The organism is Gemmata sp. (assembly GCF_051859125.1).
Lineage (GTDB): Bacteria > Planctomycetota > Planctomycetia > Gemmatales > Gemmataceae > Gemmata.
In genome coordinates, this window is the sequence record NZ_JBHYGG010000247.1 from 91,244 (window position 1) to 106,722 (window position 15,479).

The following is a 15,479-nucleotide window of genomic DNA, read 5'->3' on the forward strand; positions in this document are numbered from 1 at the left end:
GTTTGGGCCGTCGGATCACGTCAACCGCCCGGCCCGGCTGCACTTAGACTCGCGCGGCAACCATCGTCTTTTCGCCAACGGTTCAACCTCGTTCCCAGCCGCTCACCACCGACGCCGCGAACCGCCTCGCTTCCGCCGTCGAACCGTCGTTGGTCATGCTCGCGACCGCCGCCCCGATGCCGGAGGTGGCCGGGTCGTCCGGGGCGTTGAGGATCGGCCCCACCGCGGCCAGCACCGCCTGGCGTCCGGCCGCTTCAAGCTTCAGGGCGTTGAGCAGGTCCACGAGGAACGCGGCCACCTTGCCGGGGGAGTCGAGAGCGGCAGCAACGGCGGAGACGTCGAGGTCGTACATGATCATTCCTTCAGAGGTGGTTCAAGGATTCTCGCCCGCGCGGGCGGGGCTCAGGCGTCCGGCTCGTACCCCGGGCACGTCTCGCACTCGACCGACTGGCGGACGGTGCCGCGGCCGGCGTCGCAGGTGCGGCCGTCGTCCCGGCGGCACGTCCGGCATCCGGATCGCTTCACCACGCGGCCGAGGTGAACGCACGGCAGCGGGCGGAGCACGGCGGGCTTGTGGGCGGCCGGTGGTGCGGAGGCCGGGTCGATGACCACCTGCCCGCCGGACAGGGCCACGGACGCCGCCGGCCCGCCGGCCCGCTCGGTCCACTGCGGGTCGACGCCCCAGCGGGGGTTCAGGTGGCTGGCGTGGGGGGAGCGGCTCACGCGGGCTCCTCGCTGTTGGCGATCGTGACGCGGTGGAGGTCGGCTCGCACGGCCGTCACCGCTGAGGCGGTGGCGGAGAGGCCGACCGCGGCGGCGATGCGCGAGACCCCGGACGCCGCGTCACGTACCAACTCGCCGAACCGCACTTCGAGGACGGGTGCCCCGAGCGATCGAGCGATGCGGTCCGCCTGGGCGGCGGTGTCCAGGACGAGACGCCGGCAATCCCCCAGTACGCCCCGGTCGCCCCGGCGTAGTTCGAGGGACGCGACGCTCTCCTCGATCGCCCGCTCGGTCCGGATCACGAGGTCGGGCCGGGGCAGTGCGGCCACGGCGTCGGGCCACACCTTCTCGGAGAGCAGCGCGTGGCACTTCAGGCCCCACGCGCCGTGCTCTCGACGCTCCTGGACGAGGGCCGAGTACCGATCGGCCACGGCGGCGAAGCCACGGTGGGTCGCCTCCAGGTGGAGCGACTTGAACTCCAAGTCGCTCCAGTCCCCGGCCGGGTTCCACTCGCCGGCCGGGAGGAACCCCCTCCCCATGAAGACGCCCAGCGCCCGGAGCACGCCCGCGACGGCGCTCGTTCCGGACCGGACATGCCCGACGACGAGGATGAACTTCGACACGGTGACCTCGCATCAGGGAACGCTTTCGATCACCCAGGTGATCGGGATGGTGGCACACGCCCCGGACCCGCCGCCCAGCGTCCCGTTGAACGTCCAGCGGTACACGCCGGGGGACAGTTCGCACACCTCGGTCGCGGCGACGTTGCCCGTGGAGCCCCCGTTGCCCATCGAGATGACGCTGATCCAGTCCCCGCTGCACTGGAGCGTCGCGTAGCTGAACTGGCCGGGGCAGTTGACGCCCGGGATGGACCCGATCCACCATGCCGCCTTCGCTTCCCAGTTCATCGCGCCCAGCATGCCCGGGTCGTAGCACGGGCACGTCGTCGTCACACTCTTCAGGTAGACGGTGGGGTTGGTCCCGGATGTGAACTCCCCGCACTCCAGAGTCGTCGGTTCGCACCCCGCCGGCTCGGCCACCGTCACCGTCCCCGGGCCGCACGTCACCTCGGTCCCGCAGGCGTCGGTCACCGTCACCGACGGCGAGTACGGCCCCGCCTCCTCGTAGGTGTGGCTCGGGTTCTGGTCCGTGCTCGTCTCGCCGTCCCCGAAGGTCCACAGGTAGGTGTACGGGCCGACCCCGCCGCTCGGGGTGACCGTGAAGTCCACCGCCGTCTCGGTGTCCGTCTCGGCGTCGCTCCGCGTGCACTCGGCGGTCAACTCCTCCGCCGCACAGCACGCCTCCAGGTCGCACAGGTCGAGGTCCTTGTTCGTCGCCACCGGCTCGCCGGCGGTGCGGTCGATGTGGACGCCGAGCGCGTTGAAGTGGTTGGTGTACGTGACCTTCGTTTTGACGAGCCGGACCTTGCCCGCGTACAGCGTGATGTCCGCGTCCACGAGGAGCGTCTCGGTCGTAGTGCTGTCCACCTCGGTGTCGATCGCCAGCGGCGGGCACGCCCCGGGGCCGGTCACGAGCCCGGTGAGCGAATTGGTCCCGGCCAGGCCGGTCGGGGTGACGTTGACCACCCCGTCCTCGGTGATGTCGATGTGGCACCCGGCGGTGAGCGCGTCGGCCACGGACGCCCACTTGACCCCCAGGTCTTCCGCCGCGTCCGCCGTCAGCACCTGGCCGTCCTCGCCCACCGGGAGCCGGACGTTCCGGTCGCCGTCGTGGACGGCGAGGTCGCCCTTCGTCGTCTGCGGCGACGCCAGGGTCCAGTACAGCGGCACCCCGTCCTTCTCGCCCGCGACGACCGCGGGGTACGGGTGCCCGGGGTTCAGCTCGATCCCGTCGAGGTCGGCGAGCACGACGCTCTCCTCGCCCGCGTCCTCCCAGTCGCCGTCGTCGAGCCCCGGCACGTTCTGGAGGGAGCCGCTGTAGTGGGGCCGCGGGGACGAGCCGGCGAGGGAGCCGCACCACACGACCTGGACGTGCCGTGTCCACCCGCCCGGCCCGCCGCCCGCGCGGGCGGGCCGCTGGTTGAGCAGGGCCCTCAGCTTCATCGCGGCCGCGGGGGTGAGTCCGCCGAGCATACCGGTCTCACGGGTCGAGGATGGGTCTGCGGCCGATGCTTCCTCAGCTACTGGGCTCGAACGCGGCCACGAGGTCGGCCGGGCTGACGCGATGCGGGGGAGCAGCGGTTGCAGGTGCGGATCCGGTGCAGAGGTCGGTCACGATCGAGCGGAGCTGAGCCGCCCTCGCACTCTCGGCGACGACGGCGGGGATCTCGGCCCCGACCCGCCGGTTCCACGACTCGAACACGGACTCTGTGGTGCCGCCCTTGTCCACCACGTCAACACTCAGCACCTGGACGATCTCAGCGGCAACTAAGAACCCGTCGCGGTCCCGTTCCCGCTGCCACCGCACGTTCATCAGCGGCGAGAAGCTGTAGGCCGTCGGCTCGTTCTCGCACGCCCAGGCGAAGGGAGCGGCGAACCCGTGGGCCACGTTGAAGTGGAGGTCACCTTGCAGGCCGTCGCCGTGGACGCGCGGCTCGAGGATCCGGCCGAACACCTTCTCCGGCGGGACCGGGATCGGCTGGCCCCTCTGGTAGTCGAAGCTGTGGTCCAGGTTCGAGGGCACGCCGGCGAACTTCGACACCGCGGCCGCGAGGACGTGCGTGGGGTATCGCCGGCCCCACGACACCGACACCGGCCCCACGAGGCGGACGTTCCTGACGATCCCCCGGACCCGGTCGACCGCGCCGGCCGGCGCGGCAAGGGACAGGCGTTCGGACACCCACGAGGTTGACGTGCTCATGCCCGGCCGATGCCGCTCGCCCGCGCGGGCGGGAACCCGGGCCGTGTCCTACAACGCCTCCGGGCGGTAGCCCTCGAAGGTCTTGTCCGCGCTATCGGCGAAGGCGGTCGGGTAGAGGACCATCGACCGCCAGAGGACGCCCTCGACGCCGTTGACGGTCCAGCCGTTCCCCTCCCAGCGGGCCACGACGTAGCCCGAGGTGGTGCCGTCGTCGTGCTCGGACGCGCACAACAGGCCGTCCTCGGTGGCCCCCACGTTCGCGAACGGCCCGAGGTCGAGCGTCGCCGCCGGGTCGTGGTCCGCCTTGAAGAACCGCAGGTTGATCTGGTTGACGCCCATCCGAACTGCCCCCCTAACCACCGGTCGCGGCCCCCGACTCACCCGTCGATCGGGAACAGCATGTCGTCCCCGCCGGCCTTCAGCGTCTGCTCGCGGAGCAGCTTCTCGTACACCTTCTGTTGCTCGATCGCCTTCGTCCCCTGGTCGGCGAGCGTCTTCAGCAACCCGACCACCATGTTCCCCTGCTCGACCTGCTTCGCCTGGGCCTGCTGGGCGGCGGCCGCCGGGTTCATCCCGCCGCGGCCCGTGTTGGCGATGATCGTGGCGGCCGCCTCCCGACTGCCCGCGAGGGCGACCTCCGCCCGCGGCACGGGCAGCTTGGGGGCGTAGGCCTTTTGGCGTGCCTCGTTCGCGTCCCACTGACCCATGAGTACATCGAGCTGGTCCTCGTTGAATCCTTGTCGCTGGAAATCCGCCCTCTTCTTGTCGCGGTCGCCCAAGCCGATGATGGCGGCCTCGAAGTTGAGCTGCTTCAGGGTCTCGTCGAACTTGATCTTGGTTTCGAACTCCTTCTGCACCTTCTCGAACTCGCGGGCCTTGTCGAGCACCTTCTCCATCTGCTTGTCGGTCGCGTTGAACTGCTTCTGGATGCCCAGAAGTTGTTGCTCCAACGGACTCATCGACATTCCGGCGAGCTTCGTATCGAGGTCCGCGCCAAACCGGTTGAGGGCACCGACGAATGCCTTGTTCTTGCTCGCGTCGGCGAGTTGCTCCAGCTTCTCCTTGGCGTCGCCGAGCCGCTTGGCGACCTCGGCGGCCTGGGCGTTCATCTCCCCCAGCCCGCCCTTAAGTTGTTCCACGGTGGAGTCGAACTTCCCGGTCACCCACCAGTTCCAGCCGTCCTTCGAGAACACGCTGTTGGCGTTGTCGAGTTTCTGAACCACCTCGTCCGACGTAGTGGTGAGGGCCATCCTCTTCGCCTCCAACTCGGCGATCTGCTTCTCCAGCTCGGCCTTCTGGCCCGCCGGGTCGACGAGGGCCGCGAGCGAGTCGTCCCGGTTCTTGTTCATGCGGGCGAACTTGTCCGCCACGTCCGCGGACCACCGGGACATGGCGAGGCCCTCCGTGTTGACCATCCGCAGCCCGACGGCGAGTTCCTTGATCGCCTTGCCGCCGACGTCGCCGATCGCGGTCAACGCCCCCATCACGCCGCCGGCCGCGAGCCCCCCGCCGAACCCGCCGGCGACCGCCTCGCCGATCCGCTTCAGGGACTCGCCCGACTTCTCGCTCGACTTCTTGACCTTGTCCGCGGCGGACCTGATCCGGTCCTCCATGTGCTTGGTCATCTCGCCGAACGCGGCACCCGCCTTGTCGAGTTGCCGCTCGAACTGGCTGACGTCGGCGGTGAGGGCCACGCTCACCGGCCCGTCGCCCGTCCCGCCCGCACCCGCAGTCAGTTCGCCGGCCATGTTGTCACTCGCTGTTTGGTCAGAGGAATGGGCGGGGAGCGCTCGCCCGCGCGGGCGAGATCCGTCGGGGTCAGGTCCGCACCCGCTTCGGGTCGATCAGGATGCGGAACACGTCCGCCCGCTTCCAGTACCCCTCGCGGCGGGCGACGTAGCCGGCGGTGTCCGGGTCGTAGGTGCGGCCCGTCACGGTGCGGAGGTCCGCCTCCTCGGCGGTCCGGCTCCAGTCGTCGAGCCGCCACCCGTCGCGATCGAACTGGGCGGCCCGCACCACGCGGACGAGGGGCGAGTCCTCGCGGGCGGGCGGGGTGCCGGTGCCGGAGAAGTACCCCCACGTCGGGTTCCCGGTGAACTTCTCGGCGACCCTGATGACCCCGTCGCAGGCGGCCCGGTCCGTGCCCCGGACCTCGACGATCAGTTCCGCGGCGAGCCCCCCGAGCCCGTGCCAGTCGTCGGGCCACACGCGGCCGCCGGCGACCAGCACAGCCGTCGGGTAGGTCTCGGTCCACAGGGGCGGCAACTCGCTCTCGGCGGTCCTGACGTGCTCCGGCCGCACCACACGGGCGACGTCCGAATCCGCGCGGAGCGACCGGGCGAGTGACTCGCACACGGACAGCAGGGCCGCCCGGCGTGCGGAGGCGACCGCCGCGGCCCGGTTCTTGTTCTCCTGGTCGCGGGCGAAGTGCTCCGCCTCGCTCATCGCGACCGCTCTCCGGCTCCCCATCGTCGGCCCCTGCTGTGCGTGGTGCGTGAACCCGGCCGCGGCGGTCAGTCGGCACCGATGCCGGCCCGCCGGCCCCCGCCGGAGGTCCACCCGTCCTTCAGCACCCGGGCCGGCTTCGTGGGGCCGTCGGGCTGAGGATCGGTCCCGATCGCGACGCTCAGCGTCTGGTATCTGGTGAAGTGCCCGTGGACCGTCTGCACCCTCTGCCCGAGGTCCGCATCGAATTTGCTCGCGACCGTGACGCGGTCATCGACCCGGGCGGAGCCCTGCAGCCGGGCACCGACGCGGGCCGCGTGGATGGCTTGCCGGAGCGGGCCGTCGGACAGTGACACCCGCTCGCGCCCGGCGAGTGCGGCGGACACCGGGTCCGTCTCCTCGGCCAACAGCCGCTCACAGACGTTCGGGTCGGCGGACCGAACCACGACGATCAACCCACCCGTCCCGTCGCCGCGGGCCTGACCGACGGAGACCTCGATCGAGGTCGCGTACCGCTCGACGTCGGCCGGCGGGAGAGGCTCGCCGGGTGCGATGATGCGGTCGGCCGCAACCCACTTCAGAAGGCCCTCGTCGGCTTGGAGCTTCGCCACCAACTTCGCGGCGACCGCGGCCAACCGGCCCGCCCTGGCGTCGAGTACGGCGGCGACCTTGGCCCGCTCGGCGGCGGCCACGGCGTCCCGCTGGCGTCGCTGCTGCTCCTCGTCCCGGCGGTTCCGCTCGGCCGCGGCCGCACGCTGGGCCACTTGCTCATCGGTCAGGTGTTCGGCCATGTCGAGCACGCGCATCAGTTCTTCCTCATCGGCGGTGGATAGAGTTCTCGTCTACGCAGGGGCGGTCATGTGGTGCGGGCGGCCGCGTCTTCGCGGAGTTGCCGCCGGCGTGAAACGGCCAAGAGGAATCGCACGTTTTCCTTCTCGGTCAGCACGTCAGGGTGCTTGTCCAGCACGGCGGCGAGGCCCGCCTCCGGGTCCAGGCGTGCCGCCTCGTCGATGTCGAGAAGGAGCCGGTCCACCTCGTCCTCGGACACGGGCGCGGGGATCGCTTCGAGCTTCTCGATGCGGGCTCTGAGGTTCACTGCTTGGCCCTCGATTCCAGTTCACGAACCCGCCGCTCAAGTTCTTCGAGCTGGGCGACCCGAATCGCGTGGTCGAGGATCCGGTCCGCGGCCCGCAGCTGCACCGGCTCCGAGTCGGAACCGAGCAGGGTCCGCAGAACCCCAATCGCCTCGGTCAGCGAATCCGCCAGTCGGCCCGCGGCCCGGGAGATCATGGCGTCTCGCAACTCGACGACGCGCCGGTTGAACGCCTCGTCCTTCAGCCGGCGGTAGGCCGTTCGAGCGGAGACGTGAGCCGCGCCGGCCGCCTCCGCGACGGTCCGGCCGCTTGCGAGTTCCGCCGCGAGGGTGTCGTCCGCCGATGATCTGCCACGCTGTGCCACCGTCTGCCACTCCGCATGCCCTGACCGGCCGATGCCTCTCGGTTGGCCGTTCTGAACCTCGCCCTCGCGGGCGGCCGCTGATCGGCCCAGAGGCGTTCACCGAACCTTCCATTCTCGCCGTCGTCAAACTCGGGCCGCGCCGGTCACCTACAGAGAAAGTCAAAAAGCCCCCCTACCCCCACCAGTGTTGTGAGAGACCCCCGCGGTACTTGATGAGTCGCCCCGCGACCGCGGCCCCTCGCGGGAACCGCCCCACCTCGCCCGCGAACGGAACGAGCTGCCTGCCCACGGCGACTGGGGATCGCTCCCCAAGAACCCGCCGCGGATTCGAACCGCGGCCCGCTGCCCGACGCAGCCGGGTTAGTTGTGCTTCGACAGCTCGGCCGGGGTGTACCGTGCCGAGAGGATGGCCAGCGTCTCGGCCGCGGCGTGGAGTGCCGGATCGTACTGGCGACGGTGCAGCCCATCGACCACGGCCGCGGCGAGCGGCTCCACGTCGGGTTCGAAGCTGGTTCGCCCCGCGAAGTCGAGGAGCCGCTGCACGAGCCCCATCACGCCGATCACGCTGGATGCCGTTGCGGGCTTCATGGCCGGCCCCCCGCAACGTCGGCGACCGCGGCGATGATGGCCGTGAGCGCGTCCACGTCGAGCACGCGGTTCGTCTGGTGGCTGTCCCCGGTGCGATCCATGCCCGTCAGGTCGTCGATGTTGAGCGACACCCCGCGGCGTTCGAGTGCGAGCCGGAACGGCCGCCGCTCGGTTGCGGCACGGCAGAGCCGCCCCAGGAGCCGCTTGGCGTCGTCGCGGATCTCGGCGAGGTCGGCCGGGGTCGGGTCGAAGGTGTTGTGCTTCGGCCGCCTTGACGGCCGGTTGCGTACCGGGCCGGAGGGCTCTCGGCCGGCGATCGGCGTCGGCTCGGCGACGTGCTCCAACTCGGTATCGGGTTCGTCGTCGCCGTCGCAGTGGTCGGCCTGCCGCTCCTTGAGGAGCTGGTACGCGGCCGCGACGCTGGTCTCGTCCATCTTCGCGGGCAGGTCGCCGAACCGGTCCGGGTCCGCTTCTGCGGCCTCGACAACCCGCTTACCCATCTCGTACTTCTTGCCGCTCACCCCGAGGGCGTCGCCGACCTTGTCGCGGACGTCACCTTTCTTTGACCCCCCTTCCGGCAAATTTCCGGAAGGGGGGCCGTGGCTCCGGCCCAGGTCACGCTGACGGGCGGCGGCCGCAGGGCGCTCCAGCGCTTCGAGCCGGCGGCCCGCCTCGACGAGTTCCGTCGGCTCGAACTGCTTGCGGCAGTGGTTCTCGTCCCGCTCCGCGCGGGCCTGCGACACGGCGTCGTCGAGGTTCAGGAAGATGAGGGCGGGGATGTCGGTCCACCCGAGCCGCTCGGCGGCCCGGAGCCGCCGCTCGCCGAAGATCAGCTCCATGTCGGGGCCGAGCCCGATCGGCTGGAGCAGTCCGGTCCGCATGCTCTCGGCGAGTGCGGCGAGGTCGCCCAGGTCCTTGCGGACGCGGTCACCGATCCGGACGTCACCGATCCGCACAAATTGTGGGACCAGCTTGACGGGTGTACGTTCGTGCGCCATGATTCTGATACGAGTAGTTGGTGAGAACACGCCTCGGGGTAGCCGCCACAGCAGCCCGGGGCGTGTTCGTTTTCATCTCTTCTGTGCGAGCCGCTCAGCGATCATCGGCAGTGCTGCCGCCTCCGCCACGAGCTGGCGGCCCAGCAGCTTGAACATGCCCCTCAACACGGGATCGGTGCGGATCCGCTTGCGGATCACGTCTGTGCTCAATCCGGTCCTCAAGCTGATGGCGAGCGGGCTCAGGAACGGGGGCGGGTCGGCGGTCGCGGTGCTCGTGTTCATGGTGGGCTCGTGGTGCGGGGTGCTCGACGGTCGGCCAATGGCACGCCGACGTTTCGGCGTGCCACCAACCGAGTGTACGGGCGACTATCAGTTGCCAGAGGTCCGTTGACCGGTTTCGCGGCGGGCCAGACGGGCGGGTCCAGGATGCCGACGATCAGCATCCCGGCTTCGGTGAGCGACAACCCTCGTCGCGTTGCACAGGTGAGCGGCAAGCGGCCGGCCCGCCAAATCTCGCCCGCGCGGGCGGGGACGGATCAGACCCCGAGCCGTTCGAGTTCTTCCCCGGCCGCGGCACTCGCCCGCCGACGCTCGGCCGGGGACCGCGGGGCCGACGGCGCGGGTTCCGGCCCGGCGTTGAGAGCGGCGAGGAACCGGTCGAGGGCGGCCGCCGTGCTCATCAGCCGGCCGCCGACCTGGAGCGATTCGAGCTTCACGCCGCGGACGCCCCGCTGTGCCCACCTCAGCAGGGTCCGCGGGTTCAGGTTCTTCGTCGCGGGGTTCGAGCGGCCGACGGCGGCGATGGGGCGCGGGCCTTCGGCGATGAGTGCGGCGGACATGGTGTTCGGCTCCGGGTGACACGACGGACACCAACGGCCGATGTGACAGGCACGACGGAGCGGCAGAGACGCGACACGCCGGGCCAAAAGCACTCGCGGAAGGAAGCGCGGAATCTTCCGCACAACTCGCCGGCGGTCCGCGATTCGTAGGGTGTTTTTGTCCGAGATGTGGTGACTTGTCCGTGGCGGTCGGGTATGCTCGTCCGCTAGAAATCCCTGGGTCTCGTGGGGGTTGAGCGGGGGTCCGGCGGTGTGTTCGGGACCAAGAGGTCGCAGGTTCGAATCCTGTCAGCCCGACTCGTTTTAAGTTCTTCGCCGAACGCCGGTTCCGGCGTACCCTCCGGTGGTCGGAGGTGCGGCAGAGTCCCTCGGAAGTGAGTAGTACTACTCACTTCGCCGAGAAGGATCTGCACGCCATGCCCAAGCACCGCATCCCGTCGTACCGCCACCACAAGGCCACCGGCCAGGCCGTCGTGGTCTACCAGGGCCACTCCCACTACCTCGGAAAATTCGGGACGCCCGAGAGCCGGGTCGCCTACGACCGCGTCCTCGGGGACATTCTCGCGCGCCGAGTCTCGACGGCGTCCGCCCCGCTCCCACCGCCCGAAGTGACTCCAAAGGCCGCGGCTTCTGGACCGCCGCTCCTGGTGGGCGAACTGATCCTGCGCTACTGGCAGTTCGCGAACAACTACTACGTCAAGAACGGCCGGCCGACCGGCGAGCTCCACCCCCTCAAGTCCGCGCTCCGGGTGCTCCGCCGCCACTGCGGCGGCCTCCCCGTCACCGCGATCGGCCCGCTCGTGCTCCGGGACCTCCAGCAGACGATGATTCGCGAGCCGGTCACGCGGCGGGTCAAGGTCACCGCCCCGGACGGGACGGTCGCGTTTGAGACCAAGGTGGTCCGGGTGGGGTTGGCCCGCCGGACCATCAACAAGCAGATCGGCCGGGTCAAGCGGGTGTTCCGCTGTGCCGTCGCCGAGGAGCTGCTCCCGCCCGGCGTGTACGCCGCGCTCCGGGCGGCCCCGGGGCTGAAGAAGAACCGCTCGGCGGCGCGGGAGAAGGGGCGGGTGCGGCCGGTCGCGGCCGGGCACGTCGAGGCGGCTTTGGAGCGCGTGCCCCCGACCGTCGCGGCGATGGCCCGGGTCCAGTGGCTCTGCGGGTGCCGGCCCCAGGAGGTCGTGCTGATGCGGGCCGGCGACATCGACTGCACCGGTCCGGTCTGGGAGTACCGGCCGGCGGTCCACAAAACCGAGCACGCGAACGACAGCGACGACGAGGCGCTGGAGCGGGTCATCTTCCTCGGCCCCCGGGCGCAGGCCGTGATCCGGCCCCTGCTCGCCGCCGCCCGCGGCGGGTACGTGTTCCGACCGACCCGGCCGCCCCAGCAGCGACCCAAGGCCAGGGCCGGCACGGGCGTGCGGGCCGCCCCGCGGAAGCACTACACGGTGGCGGGGTACCGGCAGGAGGTGCAGCGCGGCTGCCGCCGCGCCGGCGTCCCGGTCTGGTCCCCGAACCAGCTCCGGCACGCCGCGGCCACGCGCCTCCGCAAGGAGCTCGGGCTCGAAATGGTGCAGGCGGTGCTCGGGCACCGCGAACTCGGCGTCACCCAGGTGTACGCCGACGTCGACCGGGGGGCGGCCCGGAACGCCATGGCCCGGCTCGGGTGATGGCCGTTGAGGCCGGCACTGACCCGTGTCCCGGCTGGCTTCCGGGACACGCCTTCCACCCCGAGTTCGTACTCAGCGAGGCCCCCGTGAAGCGCGACGAACCGAAATCGGCGGCAGAATTGTTCACGGGCGCTCGTGCGGCCGACAGGCCGACGTTCGACTGTTGGCCCCCGACGGATTGGTTCGTCGGGCCCGACGAGTCCACTGCAGGGGGTGGCCGGTTTGACTGGTCGCCCCCGCCGCCCGGGTTTTCGGTCGAGCTGGCGTACGCCTGGGTCGGACGTGTCGCGGACCTGTACCGGTACTGGGACGCGGTGAACTTCTCGTATTCGCACCAGAACCGCCCGTCATCCTCGGCGCTCAGCAACGCATACCTTCTCGTCGGGGACTTGCGACGCCGCGGTTTGGTGCCGCTGGGTGGCTTCCAGATCTACCGGGTGCCGATGGACGATTGCCCTGTTGGCTTTGAGGCTCGCGAACTCGCGGTGGTGTCCGACTGGCTCGGCGGGGTGCTCCAGCAGGTCCCCCGCACCTCAACGATTCGACTGGCCGCGACGCCAGCGACTGGAATCGTGACCGTGGACGGCGTCCAGTACCAGGTTGGTGACGAAGCGGCCTCGCTCGTGCAGGGCATCTTGGACTCCGGCGAGTGGGTTTCCCTCAAGACCCTCAAGTCGCAAGTTCAAAAGGAGTATCGCCTCGAACTCAGCCACCCCGAGCGGACGCTGAAAAGACTTCCGAAGGAGGTCCGCGACGCCATCGACGTGGACCAACAAAGGGGCCACCGCATCAAGCCCGAATACCTGGGGTAGCCGTCCCACACTTTGGGTACGGCCGTCCCAGCGAGCCGTCAGTGAAACAGCGTGCAGGACCGAGCATCACCATGCCGGAGCACGCGATGATCGACATTAAGACCGAAAAGCTCATCTCTGTGGCTCAGGCGGCCGCCATGCTGCCGCCGACCCGTCACGCGAAGAAGACCCACGGCTCCACCATCATCCGCTGGATTCACCGCGGGGTCCGCGGCCGCCGCCTCGACGCGCTCCGCGTCGGCGGGTGCTGGTACACGTCGGTCGAGGCGCTCGCCCGCTTTGCCGAGTGTCCCCACGCCCCCGCCGACGAAACCATCGACTCCCCCAGCCGGTCGCGGGCGCGGCGCGCCGACCGCGAGCTGGACCGGCTCGGGCTCTAGCGGCCCACTCAGGTATGTCCGAGACGCGCCGTACGCGACGCCCACGGCCCGGGCACCCGTCCCGTGAGTCCCGCCCCACCGACACCACACACCAGACCAGGTCTCTACCATGCCACAGCGCGACCAACATCCTTCTCCGGCCACACGCGACCCCGCGCCCCCGGCCGACCATGGTGTCCCGCTCGACGACCTCACGCCCCACGCCGTCCTCACCGCGTACGCGCACGCCGTCCCGGGGGCCGAGCCGTCGATGGACGACTACCTGGCGCAGATCGCACGGGGTGGGCTCCCCGTGCTCGTCGTCGCCGGGTCGATGATCTTGTTCGGGATGGTGGGCTTCCGGGCGGCCCAGCGGTCCGGGCGGTCGCGCGTCGAGGTCCGGGAGTGCGACGGGTGCGACGCCCTGTGCGAGACGGAACTGGCACTGCGTGCGGCCCAGCTCCACCTCGGGGCCGTGATCCGTCGCACGGCGCCGTCCCCGTTCGACGCGCGGCTCGTGACGGCGAGGCTGTACCAGGCCTGGGCCGGGGCGGTCGTCCGTCGGCCGCCGCGCAAGCGCACCGCGGAGGTGCGGCGGGAGCGCGAGGCGACGCGGCAGCGGATGATCCGGGAGGCGTTCGGCCGCGCCCAGCGGAGCCTCGAGCGCGACCTCGTGCTGCTTCACCTACGGCCTGCACTCCAGGACGCTGTCCGGCTCGGGCGGCTTCCGGAGCGGGACGTCGAGACCGTCGCTCGCCTTGAACCCGAGCAGCAGCGGCGGCTGGCCGACGCGCTCGCCCGCGGCACCCCGTACTCCGAGGCCAGGGACGAGATCCTCGGGCCGCCGGACGGCTGCCACAAGTCGATGCAGGGTGCCCGGCGGGCGATCGGCACGGCAATCCGGACGTTCGCCCGGGAGGCCCGGGGTCGCGAGGACTGCTTCGCGCTCCGCGCGGACGAGTACCCGGACGCTCAGTACGCCCACGGCCTGCTCTCGAACTGGCTGGGTGTGCCTCCCCCGGCCCAGTCCGTCGAGGCCGCGGTCGAGCAGATCGCCGACGAGGTGCGCGGCCGGCCCCATCGCCGAACCGACTCCACCGCCACCCGCGGCGGCCGCGGCGCGGCAGGAGGGACGCCGTGACGCACACGCCGCGGACCACGCCGGTCGCGATCACGCCCAGCGGCCAGTTCATCGACGTCATCCCGGCCCCGGTGTGCGGCGTCCTCGGCGCGCTCCGGGTCGGGCGCGTCGAGGACCGCGGCGGGAACGGCACCGAGTTCGCCCCCGGCGACCAGGCGCTGTTCGCCGCCGCCCGCACCGCGACCGGCAAGGTCAAGGTGCGGATGTGGGCTGGGATGGGGCCCGTCTGCCGGGGCCTCCTCGCGTCCGCGGGCGTGCGAGTCGTCGATGGCCCCCGCCCCGGTCGTGCCGAACCCGTTGCCGGTGCCGAACCCGTTGCCGGTGCCGAACCCGTTGCCGACGCCGACTCGATGGCCACCGACCCGGCGGTCGTGCGGTTCCTCGGGGACCGCGAGCGGGGGCTCGTGCGGTACGGCCCCGGCGTCGACCCGCTGCTGCTCGTCACCCAGGTGTGCCTGGCGCTCGCCACCGCGCGGGTTGTCGTCATCGTTCGGCGGCGTGATGACGCTGTCGCCCTCACGCACCTGCTGGCCCGGCACGGCATCACGCCCGAGACGACGGGCGGCGGTGCCGTCCCGGATGTTCAGCGGCGGGTGGTGGTCACCCTGCTCGGGCAGATGGGGCTCGTCGACCTCGCCCGGGCCGACGTCGTGCTCGTCGTGGACGCGCTGTACGCGACCTGGACCGACCCGCTCACGGCCGCGCCGCTCACCGACCCGAACGACCCGACGGTGCCGCCGGTGCGGACCGCGGTCGGGCTGCTGGAGCGCCTCGTCAACGTCGCCACCGCGAAGGTGTTCGGGTTCCTCCCGATCGACTACCCGCGCTCGCCCTTCGATATTGCCCGGTCCTGGCAGCTTTACGGCCCGGGCGAGCTGCTCATCCCGACCGTCGGGTCGATCGAGCGGCCGGTGCAGGTCGCGTTCCTGAACACGCACGTCGACAACTCGGTGAAGAACACGATCCCGTACATCGGCAACAAGATCCGGATGAACCCGGCGCGGAACCGGCGGCTCGCACGGGTCGCCCGTGCGCTCCAGATCGGCGACCACGAGGAACTCGTCCGACTCGTTCCGACCCTGGCCGCGATGCCGCACGTCGGGGTGCCGCAGCACGTCCTGCTGCTCGCCGAGAACCTGAAGCAGGCCACGGCGCTCGCAATGTACCTGCCCGGCTGGCCGCTCATCTCCGGCCTCGGCGACGACACGTCCAGCGTGAAGTACGGCGCGACCGCCGCCACCCGCGGGGTCATCGCCACCGCCCTCGGCGTCGAGGCCCTGACCGGCGACGAGTACGGCGTCGTGGTCCGGGCCGACGCCGGGGACGGCTCCGCCCCGCTCCCCAAGAACTGGAGGGTGACGACGGACGCCGACGCACGGCCCCTGCTCGTCGTCGATGCCCGGGACACCGGGCACCCGCTCGCCGCATTCTGGTCGCGACAGCGGGTGCGGGGCTACCGGGCGGCCGGCTGGTCGGTCGTCGGCGAGGACAGCGACGTGGGCGCGTGGCTCCGGTTCCGCGAGACGGTCCTGAAGCGGAGGGGCCTCGCATGAGCCTGTCGAACTGGAAGTTGATGAACGGCCGGTGGCGGCGGCCGAAGCCGTCGCCACGGTGGCGGGCCCGGCGCAC

The 15,479-nt window shown here is 71.0% G+C and carries 20 protein-coding genes; 5 read left to right on the forward strand and 15 right to left on the reverse strand.

The genetic code is table 11. The features are described from left to right. Positions 1 to 82: 82 nt before the first annotated feature. The 15 genes from ACTIGN_RS21460 to ACTIGN_RS21530 form a co-directional block, all read right to left on the reverse strand. A complete protein-coding gene (locus tag ACTIGN_RS21460; protein WP_439627620.1) occupies positions 83 to 352 on the reverse strand; it encodes a hypothetical protein in 270 nt (89 codons plus the stop codon). A 50-nt stretch (positions 353 to 402) separates the two neighbouring features. Continuing rightward, positions 403 to 723: a hypothetical protein gene (locus ACTIGN_RS21465; RefSeq protein ID WP_439627622.1), complete on the reverse strand. Its 321-nt coding sequence runs from the start codon at positions 721 to 723 to the stop codon at positions 403 to 405. Further along, the gene (locus tag ACTIGN_RS21470; RefSeq protein WP_439627624.1) at positions 720 to 1,346 is read right to left on the reverse strand and encodes a hypothetical protein; all 627 of its coding nucleotides are present in this window, start codon (positions 1,344 to 1,346) and stop codon (positions 720 to 722) included. The genes ACTIGN_RS21465 and ACTIGN_RS21470 overlap by 4 nt, the downstream gene beginning before the upstream one ends. A gap of 12 nt (positions 1,347 to 1,358) precedes the next feature. Then, positions 1,359 to 2,816, reverse strand: a complete 1,458-nt coding sequence (locus tag ACTIGN_RS21475; RefSeq protein WP_439627626.1) for a PKD domain-containing protein — start codon at positions 2,814 to 2,816, stop codon at positions 1,359 to 1,361. 43 nt (positions 2,817 to 2,859) lie between these two features. Then, positions 2,860 to 3,543 carry a hypothetical protein gene (locus ACTIGN_RS21480; protein WP_439627628.1) on the reverse strand — a complete coding sequence of 228 codons (684 nt, stop codon included), beginning with the start codon at positions 3,541 to 3,543 and terminating at the stop codon, positions 2,860 to 2,862. 48 nt (positions 3,544 to 3,591) lie between these two features. Beyond that, positions 3,592 to 3,882 carry a hypothetical protein gene (locus tag ACTIGN_RS21485; RefSeq protein ID WP_439627630.1) on the reverse strand — a complete coding sequence of 97 codons (291 nt, stop codon included), beginning with the start codon at positions 3,880 to 3,882 and terminating at the stop codon, positions 3,592 to 3,594. A gap of 38 nt (positions 3,883 to 3,920) precedes the next feature. Next, a complete protein-coding gene (locus ACTIGN_RS21490) occupies positions 3,921 to 5,291 on the reverse strand; it encodes a hypothetical protein (RefSeq protein ID WP_439627632.1) in 1,371 nt (456 codons plus the stop codon). Between the two features lie 70 nt (positions 5,292 to 5,361). Then, complete coding sequence (locus tag ACTIGN_RS21495; RefSeq protein WP_439627634.1) at positions 5,362 to 5,988, reverse strand: hypothetical protein; 627 nt, start codon at positions 5,986 to 5,988, stop codon at positions 5,362 to 5,364. A 68-nt stretch (positions 5,989 to 6,056) separates the two neighbouring features. Beyond that, the gene (locus ACTIGN_RS21500; RefSeq protein WP_439627636.1) at positions 6,057 to 6,794 is read right to left on the reverse strand and encodes a hypothetical protein; all 738 of its coding nucleotides are present in this window, start codon (positions 6,792 to 6,794) and stop codon (positions 6,057 to 6,059) included. 50 nt (positions 6,795 to 6,844) lie between these two features. Further along, positions 6,845 to 7,084 carry a hypothetical protein gene (locus tag ACTIGN_RS21505; protein ID WP_439627638.1) on the reverse strand — a complete coding sequence of 80 codons (240 nt, stop codon included), beginning with the start codon at positions 7,082 to 7,084 and terminating at the stop codon, positions 6,845 to 6,847. After that, positions 7,081 to 7,446 carry a hypothetical protein gene (locus ACTIGN_RS21510; protein ID WP_439627640.1) on the reverse strand — a complete coding sequence of 122 codons (366 nt, stop codon included), beginning with the start codon at positions 7,444 to 7,446 and terminating at the stop codon, positions 7,081 to 7,083. Before ACTIGN_RS21510 ends, ACTIGN_RS21505 begins: the two co-directional genes overlap by 4 nt. A 360-nt stretch (positions 7,447 to 7,806) precedes the next feature. Beyond that, positions 7,807 to 8,034 carry a hypothetical protein gene (locus tag ACTIGN_RS21515; protein ID WP_439627642.1) on the reverse strand — a complete coding sequence of 76 codons (228 nt, stop codon included), beginning with the start codon at positions 8,032 to 8,034 and terminating at the stop codon, positions 7,807 to 7,809. Further along, on the reverse strand, positions 8,031 to 9,032 hold the full coding sequence (locus ACTIGN_RS21520) for a ParB N-terminal domain-containing protein (RefSeq protein WP_439627644.1): 1,002 nt from the start codon (positions 9,030 to 9,032) through the stop codon (positions 8,031 to 8,033). Before ACTIGN_RS21520 ends, ACTIGN_RS21515 begins: the two co-directional genes overlap by 4 nt. Positions 9,033 to 9,104: 72 nt before the next feature. Further along, a complete protein-coding gene (locus ACTIGN_RS21525) occupies positions 9,105 to 9,314 on the reverse strand; it encodes a hypothetical protein (protein ID WP_439627646.1) in 210 nt (69 codons plus the stop codon). A 254-nt stretch (positions 9,315 to 9,568) separates the two neighbouring features. Continuing rightward, entirely contained in the window at positions 9,569 to 9,871 is a 303-nt protein-coding gene (locus tag ACTIGN_RS21530) for a DUF1580 domain-containing protein (RefSeq protein WP_439627648.1), read from the reverse strand. Positions 9,872 to 10,245: 374 nt separating this feature from the next. Here ACTIGN_RS21530 and ACTIGN_RS21535 point away from each other — a divergent pair, with 374 nt between their 5' ends. From ACTIGN_RS21535 to ACTIGN_RS21555, 5 genes are all read left to right on the forward strand, one after another. Continuing rightward, complete coding sequence (locus tag ACTIGN_RS21535) at positions 10,246 to 11,538, forward strand: tyrosine-type recombinase/integrase (RefSeq protein WP_439627651.1); 1,293 nt, start codon at positions 10,246 to 10,248, stop codon at positions 11,536 to 11,538. 86 nt (positions 11,539 to 11,624) lie between these two features. Then, positions 11,625 to 12,350, forward strand: a complete 726-nt coding sequence (locus tag ACTIGN_RS21540) for a hypothetical protein (RefSeq protein ID WP_439627653.1) — start codon at positions 11,625 to 11,627, stop codon at positions 12,348 to 12,350. Positions 12,351 to 12,421: 71 nt separating this feature from the next. After that, on the forward strand, positions 12,422 to 12,730 hold the full coding sequence (locus ACTIGN_RS21545) for a DUF1580 domain-containing protein (protein ID WP_439627655.1): 309 nt from the start codon (positions 12,422 to 12,424) through the stop codon (positions 12,728 to 12,730). A gap of 109 nt (positions 12,731 to 12,839) precedes the next feature. After that, the gene (locus tag ACTIGN_RS21550) at positions 12,840 to 13,850 is read left to right on the forward strand and encodes a hypothetical protein (protein ID WP_439627657.1); all 1,011 of its coding nucleotides are present in this window, start codon (positions 12,840 to 12,842) and stop codon (positions 13,848 to 13,850) included. Continuing rightward, on the forward strand, positions 13,847 to 15,403 hold the full coding sequence (locus tag ACTIGN_RS21555; protein ID WP_439627659.1) for a hypothetical protein: 1,557 nt from the start codon (positions 13,847 to 13,849) through the stop codon (positions 15,401 to 15,403). Before ACTIGN_RS21550 ends, ACTIGN_RS21555 begins: the two co-directional genes overlap by 4 nt. Positions 15,404 to 15,479 lie beyond the last annotated feature (76 nt).

What these genes read in the sequence shown, in the direction of transcription:
- ACTIGN_RS21460 (WP_439627620.1), bottom strand. Translation starts at nt 352, where the DNA reads ATGTACGACCTCGACGTCTCCGCCGTTGCTGCCGCTCTCGACTCCCCC.
- ACTIGN_RS21475 (WP_439627626.1), bottom strand. Translation starts at nt 2,816, where the DNA reads ATGCTCGGCGGACTCACCCCCGCGGCCGCGATGAAGCTGAGGGCCCTG.
- ACTIGN_RS21480 (WP_439627628.1), bottom strand. Translation starts at nt 3,543, where the DNA reads ATGAGCACGTCAACCTCGTGGGTGTCCGAACGCCTGTCCCTTGCCGCG.
- ACTIGN_RS21485 (WP_439627630.1), bottom strand. Translation starts at nt 3,882, where the DNA reads ATGGGCGTCAACCAGATCAACCTGCGGTTCTTCAAGGCGGACCACGAC.
- ACTIGN_RS21490 (WP_439627632.1), bottom strand. Translation starts at nt 5,291, where the DNA reads ATGGCCGGCGAACTGACTGCGGGTGCGGGCGGGACGGGCGACGGGCCG.
- ACTIGN_RS21495 (WP_439627634.1), bottom strand. Translation starts at nt 5,988, where the DNA reads ATGAGCGAGGCGGAGCACTTCGCCCGCGACCAGGAGAACAAGAACCGG.
- ACTIGN_RS21500 (WP_439627636.1), bottom strand. Translation starts at nt 6,794, where the DNA reads ATGCGCGTGCTCGACATGGCCGAACACCTGACCGATGAGCAAGTGGCC.
- ACTIGN_RS21515 (WP_439627642.1), bottom strand. Translation starts at nt 8,034, where the DNA reads ATGAAGCCCGCAACGGCATCCAGCGTGATCGGCGTGATGGGGCTCGTG.
- ACTIGN_RS21520 (WP_439627644.1), bottom strand. Translation starts at nt 9,032, where the DNA reads ATGGCGCACGAACGTACACCCGTCAAGCTGGTCCCACAATTTGTGCGG.
- ACTIGN_RS21525 (WP_439627646.1), bottom strand. Translation starts at nt 9,314, where the DNA reads ATGAACACGAGCACCGCGACCGCCGACCCGCCCCCGTTCCTGAGCCCG.
- ACTIGN_RS21530 (WP_439627648.1), bottom strand. Translation starts at nt 9,871, where the DNA reads ATGTCCGCCGCACTCATCGCCGAAGGCCCGCGCCCCATCGCCGCCGTC.
- ACTIGN_RS21545 (WP_439627655.1), top strand. Translation starts at nt 12,422, where the DNA reads ATGCCGGAGCACGCGATGATCGACATTAAGACCGAAAAGCTCATCTCT.
- ACTIGN_RS21550 (WP_439627657.1), top strand. Translation starts at nt 12,840, where the DNA reads ATGCCACAGCGCGACCAACATCCTTCTCCGGCCACACGCGACCCCGCG.